General features: G+C 38.7%; 15 protein-coding genes. 5 read left to right on the top strand and 10 right to left on the bottom strand.

Translation table 11 applies throughout. The features are described 5' to 3' along the window. Window positions 1-258 precede the first annotated feature (258 nt). The gene (locus ABIS22_01085) at window positions 259-702 is read left to right on the top strand and encodes a hypothetical protein (GenBank protein ID MEO7740490.1); all 444 of its coding nucleotides are present in this window, start codon (window positions 259-261) and stop codon (window positions 700-702) included. A gap of 204 nt (window positions 703-906) precedes the next feature. Continuing rightward, window positions 907-1,398: a YbaK/EbsC family protein gene (locus tag ABIS22_01080; protein MEO7740489.1), complete on the top strand. Its 492-nt coding sequence runs from the start codon at window positions 907-909 to the stop codon at window positions 1,396-1,398. A gap of 148 nt (window positions 1,399-1,546) precedes the next feature. Here ABIS22_01080 and ABIS22_01075 read toward each other — a convergent pair whose 3' ends face one another. The 10 genes from ABIS22_01075 to ABIS22_01030 all read right to left on the bottom strand — a co-directional run bounded on the left by ABIS22_01075 (window position 1,547) and on the right by ABIS22_01030 (window position 10,431). Further along, window positions 1,547-2,782, bottom strand: coding sequence for a hypothetical protein (locus ABIS22_01075; protein ID MEO7740488.1), 1,236 nt, complete (start codon window positions 2,780-2,782; stop codon window positions 1,547-1,549). After that, entirely contained in the window at window positions 2,779-3,297 is a 519-nt protein-coding gene (locus ABIS22_01070) for an RNA polymerase sigma factor (protein ID MEO7740487.1), read from the bottom strand. The genes ABIS22_01075 and ABIS22_01070 overlap by 4 nt, the downstream gene beginning before the upstream one ends. A gap of 271 nt (window positions 3,298-3,568) precedes the next feature. After that, window positions 3,569-4,792: a hypothetical protein gene (locus ABIS22_01065; protein ID MEO7740486.1), complete on the bottom strand. Its 1,224-nt coding sequence runs from the start codon at window positions 4,790-4,792 to the stop codon at window positions 3,569-3,571. Further along, window positions 4,789-5,316: an RNA polymerase sigma factor gene (locus tag ABIS22_01060; protein ID MEO7740485.1), complete on the bottom strand. Its 528-nt coding sequence runs from the start codon at window positions 5,314-5,316 to the stop codon at window positions 4,789-4,791. Before ABIS22_01060 ends, ABIS22_01065 begins: the two co-directional genes overlap by 4 nt. 255 nt (window positions 5,317-5,571) lie before the next feature. After that, complete coding sequence (locus ABIS22_01055) at window positions 5,572-6,426, bottom strand: prenyltransferase (GenBank protein ID MEO7740484.1); 855 nt, start codon at window positions 6,424-6,426, stop codon at window positions 5,572-5,574. Continuing rightward, complete coding sequence (locus tag ABIS22_01050; GenBank protein MEO7740483.1) at window positions 6,419-6,709, bottom strand: lycopene cyclase domain-containing protein; 291 nt, start codon at window positions 6,707-6,709, stop codon at window positions 6,419-6,421. The genes ABIS22_01055 and ABIS22_01050 overlap by 8 nt, the downstream gene beginning before the upstream one ends. After that, complete coding sequence (locus ABIS22_01045) at window positions 6,703-7,011, bottom strand: lycopene cyclase domain-containing protein (GenBank protein ID MEO7740482.1); 309 nt, start codon at window positions 7,009-7,011, stop codon at window positions 6,703-6,705. Before ABIS22_01045 ends, ABIS22_01050 begins: the two co-directional genes overlap by 7 nt. Further along, window positions 7,008-8,537 (bottom strand): phytoene desaturase family protein, encoded by a 1,530-nt coding sequence (crtI, locus tag ABIS22_01040; protein MEO7740481.1) that lies wholly within the window; start codon window positions 8,535-8,537, stop codon window positions 7,008-7,010. The genes ABIS22_01045 and crtI overlap by 4 nt, the downstream gene beginning before the upstream one ends. Further along, entirely contained in the window at window positions 8,534-9,364 is an 831-nt protein-coding gene (locus ABIS22_01035) for a squalene/phytoene synthase family protein (GenBank protein ID MEO7740480.1), read from the bottom strand. The genes crtI and ABIS22_01035 overlap by 4 nt, the downstream gene beginning before the upstream one ends. Beyond that, complete coding sequence (locus ABIS22_01030; GenBank protein ID MEO7740479.1) at window positions 9,364-10,431, bottom strand: polyprenyl synthetase family protein; 1,068 nt, start codon at window positions 10,429-10,431, stop codon at window positions 9,364-9,366. The genes ABIS22_01035 and ABIS22_01030 overlap by 1 nt, the downstream gene beginning before the upstream one ends. Window positions 10,432-10,703: 272 nt before the next feature. Here ABIS22_01030 and ABIS22_01025 point away from each other — a divergent pair, with 272 nt between their 5' ends. The 3 genes from ABIS22_01025 (at window position 10,704) to ABIS22_01015 (ending at window position 13,034) form a co-directional block, all read left to right on the top strand. Next, entirely contained in the window at window positions 10,704-11,909 is a 1,206-nt protein-coding gene (locus ABIS22_01025) for an MFS transporter (protein MEO7740478.1), read from the top strand. Window positions 11,910-11,971: 62 nt separating this feature from the next. After that, window positions 11,972-12,331: a hypothetical protein gene (locus ABIS22_01020; GenBank protein ID MEO7740477.1), complete on the top strand. Its 360-nt coding sequence runs from the start codon at window positions 11,972-11,974 to the stop codon at window positions 12,329-12,331. A 13-nt stretch (window positions 12,332-12,344) separates the two neighbouring features. Next, complete coding sequence (locus tag ABIS22_01015) at window positions 12,345-13,034, top strand: FAD-dependent oxidoreductase (protein ID MEO7740476.1); 690 nt, start codon at window positions 12,345-12,347, stop codon at window positions 13,032-13,034. Window positions 13,035-13,210: the final 176 nt, after the last annotated feature.

Raw genomic sequence — 13,210 nt, 5'->3', positions numbered from 1 at the left:
TCATTAGTTTTCTCTAATATCGATTATAATGATTGAAGTTATCATCAATAATAGTATATGTACTTCTATGTGTTCAGTGTTGTACACGAAGTTGCAAAATCTTCATAATGTGATAATATATCAGTAGTAAACTTATTTAAAAATTTGTTTACGTATATTTGACAATAATAGTCTAACTTAGCAAAGAATAGTTGTCACTAATTCGACTCATCTTTGCTAAGCTAGACAGTCTAGCGGCACTGAACGAAGGAACCTACCATGGGAATTCTTTTAGTCCTTGGCAGCGTAAGGGCTCGGCAGTATTCTAGAATGCGTCAAGCAATGCAGTTGGCTGGTATGAAGCCGCAAGTGTTGCGGATTAAGGGTCCGATCCCTTCGATTGAAGATGTCATGCGTCAAGTCGATGCTGATATGAAAGGCACACCAGTCGATGAGTTGAAATGGGATGCTCGTTATGACCAGATCAAGCAGGACTTGCTGATCACCTTGTTCGGAGATCAAGGTCTTGCTGGCATTGATGCAATAGTTCAAGAAGAGCCTGATGCAACACATTCTAACCTTGACTTCTGGGGATGCATTGATGATGCGACTGAACTTGACGTGCCATATTACATCGTCAGAAAGGGTGAAGATGGAAGCCACTGGTTAGACGGCACGGGATTTGAGGGTTTTGGTATCGGGTCTAGTAGATCTGAGATCTGATTCTACTGGGTCCCATTGTCGATCAACGTTGTTGTCAAATACGCCGCCCGAGAGCGTTCAATCTCGGGTAAAAACTATAGTGATTTAATATTTAGATCTTTATAGTATTTACGCTATAAGTTCTAAACACATCCACTAACCCCAGCCAAGATGATTATGCTTAAACAACTCCTGTTACGGAGTTATATTTGTTATAGTAAAGTAATGACGATACTACATGAAAAAGTTGCTAATACTGTGACTCTCAATAATCTTGAGGTTGAGGAAATTGCTTGCGATCCTGACTTTGCTGATACGGCTGTATTCTCGGAAAAATATGGCTTCACCATCGAGCAAGGTGCCAACACAATAATCGTTGCATCGAGAAAAATAGAGCCCACTCGATATGCAGTATGTGTAGTGCTAGCCTCAACTCGATTAGACGTAAATAAAGCAGTTACAAAACTGATGGAAGTTAAGAAGGCGTCCTTTGCTGATGCTGAAGTTACGCGACAGCTTTCAGAAATGGAAATTGGTGGGGTGACAGCAGTAGGAATAGATAACATTCCGATATACGTTGATGGTGCAGTGTTTGGTCAGCTAAAAGTAGTCATGGGCGGCGGAAATCGTAGTAGCAAGATATTGCTCAACCCAAATGAACTACTAAAACTATCAAATGTAAGAAGGGTCGAAGGTCTAGCTAAGCCGGTTGTATAGTAATATCTTCAGTTCGAAACACTTCCACTAGCCCCAGCCAGATGCGACGGCGCGAAATGCGACCCATATCCCTAATCGTGCTTTTGCATGAGCAAAAAATAGAATCGCATTAGCGATTCTATTTTTATTGTATACCTCTCACTATAGTCTAATATTTTCTCAACTGAACTGTATTTGTATTGTTTGGCACATGCTCCACTACCAGCTGTATGCCAAGTAGATTTGAATATAGAATATTGCTTGAGGACTGGCTAGGATCTTCATCGTAGGCTATATCAAGGCTATCACCCTTATAGATCTTTATATCTTCAGGCTTAGTGTAGGCATATATATCGTCCAATGATTTAAGCGTATAAACAGTGATTGTGTTATAAGTATCGATCACATTTGACTGGGTATGGACTGTATACACAACGCCACCTCCTACGTCGAGTTTTATTTCGTTGGCATCGTATGAGAGGACTTTACCTTGAACGTTCTTGGTATTTCCTGGCTTCTGGATTACGTGGCCGTAATAAGCTCCACCATGTGCAACCATTAGTGCCGTGTAATCCCTACTGCCGTTAAGTAAACATTCACGAGTAGGATTGTTAGGGCAGTGTCCACGTTCGTTTACATAGGATTGGTAGTCGTGACTGTAATATTTAGTTGGTTGAGACACGACGAAGATACTCAAAGGGAGAGGAGTTTTGGTCATTAATTGACTCGAAGCATCGGGGAAAACAATAACCGAATCACCTACTTTGAGCGTATCTTTTGATACTTCATTATTATCATATACCACCACCATGTCGTTCGTGAGTTTTTTGACACCACCCTCCTTTAGTGTAATAGAGTCACTATTTATAGAACTGATAGTATCTGCTTTACTGCTGTAAGCTAAAAATGGCAGTGATGAAGACCATTGAGGATGAGCGAGTATCCAGTTGTTAATGGCATCAACATCGCATCTTGCTTGGAGAGTTCTGGCTGCATCATCATTACTGAGCCCGCTTCCTTTAGTAAGTTCATACTTCGTTCCGTCGGTAGTCTTTCCTCCACAGTTCTCTAAATTAACATTTAACTCTTCTCGACCGAAAGTATTTGTACCTGTTTGGTTCACTTTGACTTGCGCGAGGCTTTCAACGGTTTTAACAACAGCGTACGTTGTACCGGTCAGCAAGAACAATGCTCCGAAAGCGAGTAATATAGCCGTCATTCTTGGTAAGTGTTTTAATTTCATTACGAATGTCTCCTTTTTATTGACATTCATACTACGTATTTGCTTTGTAAATATTGCAGATGGGTGGAGTGAATCCATGACCTTATCTGTAAAAATGTGGTTTAATTCATATTTTTTCGATTTTGCCGCTATAAGCATGCCGCTAAGTCGCATATCTTTCATGATAGTTCCTTCCTGAGCTGTGATTTTGCTCGATTAATCCAAGAGCCGATTGTGTTTGTCGTTGTATTGAAAATGGCTGCTATCTCCTGGTAGCTTTTACCTTCCCAGAAATAAGCTTTAATAACCTCGGCGTATTTAGGAGGCTCAAGTTGTTCGACAAGCATACGAACTTTCTCGATTTCATCCATCTCAATATAAGCCGGGTCGATTGCTTGGGTGTATCGCTCAATATCTTCTACGTTAAAAACTTTCTTATTTTTTCGTAAAAAGTCGACACAAAGATTGCTAGCAATTCTGTAGAGCCATGTAGAAAATCGCGCTTTTTCACTCGAAAATGTTTTCAAACTTTTAAATGCCTTGATGAATGCTTCTTGCGCCATGTCCTCACCATCCTGCCTATCGTTGAGTATATTTTCGCAATGAATAATTAGGCCGGTTTGGTAGCGCTCAACAAGCTCCCGATATGAATCAGTTTCGCCTTCGAGCACTCTTGTAATAATTAATTTTTCTTTCACTATGTTCATAGTATACGCAACTCTCTTTCGTGTGTTCCTTTCCTTATACGCAAATAATGGCTATAATATTGCAGGCAAATTTATAATTTGTATTCTCAGCCAGATGTAATATCACAAAATGCGACCCATGTCCCTAATCGTGCTTTTGCATAGACCTTAAATAGAATCGCTTTCGCGATTCTATTTTTATTAGTTTGATCCCAGAGATATGCATGCTATCTAATTGTTATTTCGTGTTTACGTCCCTAAATGGGTATTCTAATCTGTATATTTAATATTTCCTCAGTACATCTAGATTATTTGGGATTCGCTCAACCTGCAAAGTTATTCCTGTCATTTGCGACCAGGCAATATCGTGGCTAGCGGTGTCTTCTGCTTCAAGATAAAATAAATCAATGTTGTCACCAACAATAATCTTGAGGGCTTCCGGGTCTGTCTTTGCATAGATGCCATCAAAAGATGCTAGGTTGTAGACCTTCACGCAATTGAAATAATCAAAAATGTTTGAAGTAGTAGAGAAGGTATATATAACACCTTTTCCGACGTCCAGTTTGAACTGTGAAGCGTCGTAACTAATAAGCTTACCTTGTACTTCTTTCGGCACCTCGGTTTGATTAATACTTGGCTTTCCTCCCCCAGAAGCGATAATCAAAGTAGTTTGATTAATATGATTACTCTGTAGACATGTGCGCTCTGGATTAAGGTGACAAGGACCTCTAGGGCTCACATACGACTGAATATCCGATCCGTAGTATTTTGCAGTCTGAGAGACTTTGAACACTGCCACTTCCTTTGAACCGTGCTCCGCGTAAGTACGGCTGCGTGTGTCTGGATAGTAAAATACTGTATCACCTACTTTCAAATCCTTGCGTTCGATAATTGAGTCCACAAGCAGAACTTTTGAAGATTGAGGAAATGGTTTCTCTCCAAATTTAGCGAGAGTGATCGAAGTATCGCTGATGGCAGTTACTGTATCCACTTGATCAAGGAGGAACGCCGGCGGCTGATCAGGTGATAATACGTTATTCTTCATCCAATCACCTACGTGAACCATGTCGCAACTCGCTTGCAATGCCTTAACGCCATCTTCAGCACTCAAACCACCACCTTCTTTTAGCTCATAGGTAGTGTTCTTGTCGTTGGGAAGGCTACATCCTTGAAATGATACATCAAGTTGCTGGCGACCAAACTCGTTCGTTTTTGAATTTTCAATTTTGATATTGGCATGTTCTTGAATTGTTTGCACAACCGCATATGTCGTGCCCGTTAAAAGCGCTAAGGCTCCTATCGCAATTGCCACAATAGCAATTCGAGGTAAATGTTTAAGCTTCATAATGAATGTCTCCTTTTTATTGACATCCATTTTACGAACGGCAGACGATAATATCTCATAATGCTGCACTTTTTGCATTACTGTATCCGTAAATTTAAGGTTCCTTGAATAGCTACCCGGCTTAGCAGCGAGTAAAAGCGCATCGAAGTTTAGATCTTTCATACAAGCTTCTCCTTCAACTGCAATTTTGCACGGCTCATCCACGTACTAATTGTACTGGTGTTCGTATCGTATGACTCTGCAAGTTCTCGATAGCTTTTGCCTTCCCAGAAGTAAGCTTTGACAATTTCCGCATATTTTGGTGGTTCGAGTTCTGTAACAATTTTACGTATGTGATCAATTTCTTCTTGCTCAATATGCTTTGGAAGCATAGCTTCAAGGTGAAACTCTATGTCTTTAACGTGTACTTTTCGTTTGTTCTTTCGGAGCGAGTCGATGCATAGGTTTGTAGCTATGCGGTACAGCCATGTAGAAAAGCTCGCTTTATTTGCTTCAAATCCATACAATTTCTTATACGCTTTAATAAATGCTTCTTGAGCTATATCTTCGCCGTCTTGGCGATCTTTGAGAATATTCTCACAATGAATAATGAGACCTGTTTGGTATCGCTCTACAAGTTCACGATATCGTTCGGTATCACCTAATAGTATTTGAGCTATGCAATCTTTTTCTTCCATCATGCTCATTATACGTAACTCCGCATTCAAATATCTCAATGATCATACATTATTGTCCGATATATAAGTTTATTTTTTACAAAAAGCGGTATATTTAAACCTCGCATGAAGGTGTCCTGCTCATTAATACTTCCTTATCGAAGAATATAACTTGCATAAGTTCTAAGTGCGCTCGCTCGTTACTTGTTATGCCGTGATCTTTGAATAATCGACTCACCATTATGAATCTCATAATAGATGTTCATATATCAAAGTTACTAGTGACTAAATGAACTCTACTATGAAAAACAATGTAATTACAAACCCTGAAAATAGATTTAACCAGATAAAGCGACGCCAAGCTTTATTCGCACGGTTTGATGTTTTGTCAGTTATGTTGATGTAAGGTAAAATATTAAACACATAGATAAGTCCTATTAATCCAATAATTGGGGATGGCCAAGGTTGCATGATAATAATCAAGCTTGCAGACATGTAGAGAGCTAGCACGATGAGCGTGGTTGCCTTGGCTCCGAAGACAGTTGCGATTGATGCAAGCTTACCTGCGCGATCAGGGATAATATCCTGTACAGCTCCAAACGCGTGACTAGCCATCCCCCATAAAAAGAATGCCACTACGTAAGCGATATAATTTGTCATAAAACCAGTTAAGACCATGGCATAAATCATAGGACCTACAAAGTGAATACTACTAGTGACAGAATCTAAAATGGGAATTTCTTTGAATCGTAAACCAGCAATAGAGTACGCAAGTACAAAGAATATGAGTAGCAAAATAACGACATTCGACAAAAGCGCTCCGATGAAGAGCAGATAGATGATAAAAGGTACATTAGTGATTATTGTCGCCCACAATATAATTGGATGGAACGCTTTTTGCTCGACGGCGCCCTCTATGCCACCCTTACGTGGGTTAAGAATATCTGATTCATAGTCGAATACATCATTCACTCCGTACATAAGTAAGTTATATGGTATTAAGAAATACAATGTTGCGATCCAAAATACTGGACTAATTGTACCGCCTGTGACTAAGTAGGCTGCCGCAAATGGGTATGCTGTATTCGGCCATGAAACTGGTCGTGCGATAAAAAATAATTTCTTTATATTACTAAACATTCTTTTTACCAAGCCGTAACCATATGAATGGCACGAGTATGACAGCTAGGAATGCATAAGCAAAGTCTTCTATAGGTGCTTCTCCGATCCGAATGCCAAGTATCTTGTTATTATCATAATTAACAATTGAAAAGCCCACGATTAAATTGTCAAATAAAGCCGTCAAAATCAGCAATGCAATCATCGTGAATATTATTGCTTTAAATGGGCGGCGTATTTTGACTCGAGCCAAAATACAAATGACTAGTATAAATACTATGTTGAGAACTAAGTATGTTACCATTTTCTTGATATTCCCTGATAAATTACTAATGTACTGTAACAAAGAAGCGTTAAGAAAAACAACTCTTCAATTGGAAATTCCGGCAACAAGCGGACCGGTAAGCTTAGATTACTATTTCCATGAAAAAATATACCAAGTGCAATGCCTAGAACATCCCAGACAATAAAAACACCTATGCAAATCGCTAATGTTCTGAGTGTCTGCGCACGATCGCACCAATATGCTAATTTATAACGGCGATCAATAAAGCTGACGCCAACTATTCCAAACACTAAAAAAGTTAAATAAGTAAATCCTATCATTTAACTTTTCCAACAAAATTTATGACACTTTTGATTGGACCACCGATTTTATCACCCGCCAGTCTTTTATAAATTAGCTCCGCACCAATGAGGCACATCGGTAAGCCTATACCAGGTGCCGTTGAGCCGCCTACATAATACAGGTTTTTGAGCTTGCGACTTTTATTTGGTGTACGGAACATTGCACTTTGACGCAGTATGTGCGATGGACCGAGCGCAGTACCCTGCCATGCATTAAACTTATTAACAAAATCATTTGGACCAAATAATTTTTTAACTACTATACGACTGCGTAAATCCGAGACACCAGTAATTTTTTCAATCAGCGATAAGTATTTATCAGCGAGTCCATCCATATCTTTTTTTGCGACAGATACTCCTGAAGGAAGTGGCACTAATACAAATACATTTTCATAACCTTTTGGTGCAACCGATGTATCGGTTGCACTTGGCTTACAAATATATAGAGAAGCTGGATAAGGCAATTTTTTATTCCCAAAAATATCTTCAAAATTTTGTTTCCAATCATCAACAAAAAACAAATTATGATGTTCAAGTTCAGATAGCTCACCCTTCAAACCAAGATACATCAATAAAGCACTCGGTGCTGATTCTTTTTTATTCCAATATCGGGCTGGATAAGACTGATACTTTGGCTGAAGGAGCTGTGTTTCCGTAAAGTGTAAATCAGCATTAGATATAACAATGTCTGCATCTACATGTGTTCCATCGCTCAGAATAACACCAGCTGCTGCTTGATGACTTACTTTAATCTGTTTTACTGGTGAATCATAATGATATGTAACATCAAGCTTTTTACCGATTGAAACAAGATGCTCGATTATAGTGTATAGCCCGCCACGTGGATAAAATACTCCCTCGCGAAAATCAAGTGCGCTCATAAGACTATAGATAGCCGGTGCTGAAAATGGTGACGAACCCAAAAAAACCATTGGGTATTCTAATATCTGCCTAAGTCGTTGATCACTCACAAATCTACTAACATATTTATCGATTGGAGTAATAGCAAGTCCTGCCATCACGTGACTTTTTTGTAAAATATCTGGTTTCATAAAATCTCGATATGATGAAAAGTTAGTATACAAAAAATGTTTTAGCGAAAGTTGATAAATGTCATTACTTTTATCAATATAGGTGCTTAGTTTAGCACCAGCTCCAGCCTCAATTGTTTCAAACGTTTCAGTATCTGTTTTACTATCACCTGTAATAGTGATCGGTGTATTGTTTTCAAAAAAAACTTTATATGCGGGAGAAAGCCGTACTAAGTCTAATTCCTCTTCAATTGACTTTTCAAATAGTGAAAAATAATGCGCAAAAACCTCTGGCATTAAATACCAGGATGGTCCGGTGTCAAACGTAAAACCGTCTACAATCATTTTTCCAGCTCTGCCACCAGGCTGAGAGTTTTTTTCATAAATAGCTACGTCGTAGCCTGCCTTTGCTAATAAATTAGCCGTTGCAATACCTCCAATACCGGCGCCTATAATAATAACTTTTTGACTCATTTTTTAAATACTCCAAACAATACTGTTTTAATCATTAGTATCAATTTACGTATGGAAGTAATACGGACTCTGTTGTGCTTGATCGTTTCAGCAGAAGTACGTTCAAGTTTTTTAAGAAGTTCAGAGTAATATACATAGCTGATTAATGTTGCCCTTTTACTTGAGTTAGGCAGTTTATTAATAGCTAAAATTGCTTTTGAAAAATCATTTTTAATATCAAGAATAATAATCTGCTTTTGCTTTTCATTAAAGGTATCATAAGTCACCTGTGGAAAATAAATACGTCCAAGTTCTTTATAGTCAGTAGAGAGGTCACGAAGAAAATTGACTTTTTGATATGCTGAACCAAGTGCAGTAGCTCCCGGCATAAGTTCATTATAACTAATGCTATTACCATCTAAAAATACCCTGAGACACATCAGCCCAATAACTTCAGCAGATCCATGAATATATTTAGTGTAATTCACACTTTTATACAACTGAGGTGTTAAATCCATACGCATGCTGTCAAAAAAAGGTTTAATTAGGGTTCTATCAATGCCATATACTGTTGCAGTCTTGCAAAATGCGTGAATAACAAGATTGGTGTCATATCCAGTCTGCAGTGTTTCATATATTCGCTCTTCAAGCTCATTCAAGAGTTTTGGCCCATGAATACCTGCATATGTATCAACGATTTCGTCAGCAATACGGACAAGCGCATAGATTGCATAGATATGATCTTTTATAGATTTACTAAAAAAACGGCTACTTATACCGAATGATGTTGAATATCTTAGTGTTAAATGGCGACTATTTTCATAGGCGACTTGGTCGTACAAATCCATTATGATGACCTCTCAATAACTTTATTTACAAAGCTTGCGAATTTATCGTAGTGATGCTGCTCAAGTTCAAGTTGAGCAAGAGAGTCTAAGGCACTTTTCACATATTCGTCAATTTTTTGCTCAGTAGCGGATCTTGCGCCAGATTTCTCGAGTAACTGTCTAATGTTCTCAACTTCAAGTGCGGTTACATTTGAATTGCCGAATGCATGCATGAAAACAGACTTTTCATTCTCTGTGAGTGATGTGAGCGCAAACTCGACCATATACGTACGCTTGCCCTCTATAATATCGCTTGAAGTTGATTTTCCAATTTCACTTTCGCTACCAAATACACCAAGCAAATCATCTACTAATTGATAAGCAATACCGAGTGACTCACCAAATGATCGCAGCGCTTCTGCCTTGTGATGGTCGATACCCGCGAGAGAAGCGCCCGTCAATAATGGAGATACGAATGAGTAACTTGCTGTTTTGTATTTCGCGACCTTAAGCGCGTCTCCGCTGGTATATGGAGTAAAGCTAAGTTCAGTATCCAGTAACTCACCGCAGGCAACCTCAAACACACTTGTTGATAAATACCTTTGTGCTACCATCTTCTGTTGATCATTCAACTCACTAGAAGCAATCAATTGGTGAGCACCAGACAACATTAAATCTCCAGCTAATATTGCAGCGCTGTGTGCGTAATGCGTCTGATCTTCGGCTAAAGTAATATACTGTGAATATGCGATTTTATAGCGGCCAGCAATGTTGGATACGCCATAACGTACATAATCACGGTCAATAACATCATCGTGAATCAGTAGCGAAAAATGCAAAAGTTCCTGTGCAGCCGCGATTGGAACTATTTTGTTTGTTTCAGTGCCTCCGAATGCATCATATGCCATTAGAGTCATTTTTGGACGAAGCCTTTTACCACCGGAACGAATTAAACCATACAGAACTTCCCAAAGTTGGCGATAAGAAGGGTCAAGGCGTGTCGCATATTCAATCGATCTTTCGAAAAAACTATTAATAGTCTGATCAAGTAAGATATTTTGACTCATCTCTATCGATATTTTTTTCACTTAAGGTAATTATATAGTATCTGAAATTATATATACCATACATTTCTTAAAATATTAACTAACATGCACCAACTAGGCATAGTCAAGTATGGAGACTTTTAATTTACAATATATTCAAGGTTGCGTGAACTTGACCGCAATTATACAAATTGATATTATGAGCGCATAAGAGGTAAAAACGTCAACCTTCGGCACTATATAAAAACACGCCTTAGTATGCGCACATAAACGGACTGCATAATGCACCGTTACTTCATAAAGAAGGACTATCTATGTCTATAAATAAAAAAAGAAATCTTTGGATTATTATTGGGATCACAATTCTATACTCGATTGGAATGACGATTGTTCTTCCTCTTTTTCCATTTTTACTGGGTGAATATGTAGAGTCTAAGAACATAGCAGTCGTAATGGGGGCACTTGTTGCGGTATTTGCTATCGCGCAGTTCTTTGCTGCGCCCATCTTTGGTGCGTTAAGCGACAGATTTGGGCGAAAGCCAGTTCTACTTTTTAGCCTGCTTGGATCGGCTGTTGGGTTTGTACTACTAGGTATCGGTGGCGCGCTGTGGGTTCTATTTCTTGGACGAATAATCGATGGACTAACGGCTGGTGATCAAGGCTCTTTATTCGCCTATGTAACCGACAGTACTGAGCCCCATGAACGTGGTAAATGGTTTGGATATCTAGGCGGTGCAATTGGAATTGGTTTTATGATAGGCCCTGCAATCGGAGGAATTTTGGGATCTATCTCAATAACTCTTCCCTTCTTTGCGACTGCTGGCATCACTGTTCTTTCAATGATTATTATTTCGGTATTTTTAAAAGAATCACTCTTGCCCGAAAAGCGAGCGAAGAACTTAACGGTTCATAGTTTTAATACCTTTTTACATTTCAAAGAAGTCTTCTCAATGAAAGATGCCCAATCACTCCTTATCATGGGTGCATTCTTCTACGTTGGTTTAAATATATGGCAATTCAATGCAAGCATTTTCTTCAAAGATGTTTTTACGTGGGGTCCATCATTTATTGGTGGAGTTTTCGTACTGGTGGGTATTTGCGATGTACTATCGCGAGTTATAGTCCTTCCACTGCTCTTAAAGATATGGAGTGAACGAAAAATTGGGATAGTTGGCTTATGCGGTCTGATCATAGGGCTGGGACTGATATTCTTAAGTGCGTTCCTGCCTTCGCTATTTATAATCATTGCGGCTATTGCGTTTATTGTTCTGGGAGAAGGTTTATTTGATCCATCATATAACGCTCGCTTATCACTATCTGTCAGTGAAGCAAAGCAAGGACTACTTCAGGGTACGAATCAAAGCTTGCAGGCCCTGTATCACGTCATCGTTCCACTTGGTGCTGCCGCTATATATACCTATAGCCATAGTACTGTGTTCGGCCTCGCGTCGTTATTTATGATCATTGGACTAATATTATTCATAAAGCTCAAAGCAGCTCCTGTAGTAGCTACATCATAGAGCATGCAGTAATTAAGTATCTTAAAGACCGCGCTGTACTATGTTTGATATAATGATTAGTAATGATCATCAACGATAAGACCCCTTTTTACGATGAAGACACCAATGAATTCTTGGGCTTTATAGCTAGCGATGGAGATACGTGGCAAGTTCAGACAATCTTTGGTTACTTAATTGCTCGAACAAATACCCTCAAAGAAGCAGAGCAGGCTTTATACAAAGTTGGTTTAACATATCTAAAAGGTATCTGGCAATATTATGATAAAGAAGAAAAAGATTGGTTTCACTGTGTCATCAAAAAGGCTTTTGAACATCAAGTTATCGTCAACCGCACGAATACACTCGGCTACCAGGATGAGGATAATGACAAACAAGTGATCCTTGATGATCCTACTGATAGTGACCTCATTAAATCTTCTTAAAAGTAACATTTAAATGATCACGAATAATCAACACATAAAACTAGTCGTTAAAAATCTTCAATGTGAAGTTCTCGATTATTGGAGTATTGTTTTCCTGAGACCTCCTGGGTTTCTTTTTGAAGCGGGAGACTGGATTGATCTAAATTTTATCAATGGTCCTTTAAAAGGTGGCAAGACATATTCAATCTCTTCATCACCAACTGAGCTTGATATAGTCATTACATTTCGTGAAGGCTTAAGTGAGCTGAAACGTGCATTACAAAAAATTAAACCCGGTGATGAAATTTATATTTCGCAGTATGGTAATGACTATGATTTCCAGCTCAAAAATAACCGTTCCAACGTACTAATTGCAGGCGGCGTGGGTATTGCACCGTTTCGAAGCATGCTTAAAGAAATGTACGATAATAATAGTAGGAATGATGTCTCATTGATTTATTTGAACCAAAACGAAACATTTCTATTTGAAGATGAGATCAATAACTGTTCTGCTAAACTTCCAAATATTCGTGTGACATATATAAATACGATAGATATAAATAGAAAAAAGAGAGAAAATATCATACGATCTTTAGTTAAAGATACATCACAGAACTTTTACGTATCTGGTCCACCGACAATGGTTGAGTCAAACGAGCATCTACTTATTGATATGGGGGTCCCGATTCGTAAGATACGAATCGATAGCTTTGGTGGATATTAATATTTCACAATAATAGATGCCCGTTCAAATATTCCACCTAGCTCGCGTTCAGCAAACTTGTAAATAAAAAGACTTCAGTTTTGAAGTCTTTTTATAAATTTAGTGTGCGAGAAAGTTAGAGGCCCGGCCACCGAGTACGCTGGTTTGCGCATCGGTGACCGGGAGGACAGACAAGC

The organism is Candidatus Saccharimonadales bacterium, from assembly GCA_039928925.1.
Taxonomy (GTDB): domain Bacteria; phylum Patescibacteriota; class Saccharimonadia; order Saccharimonadales; family Saccharimonadaceae; genus UBA6022.
Note: the sequence above shows the minus strand (reverse complement) of the source record. Positions and strands in the feature narration are given on the sequence as shown.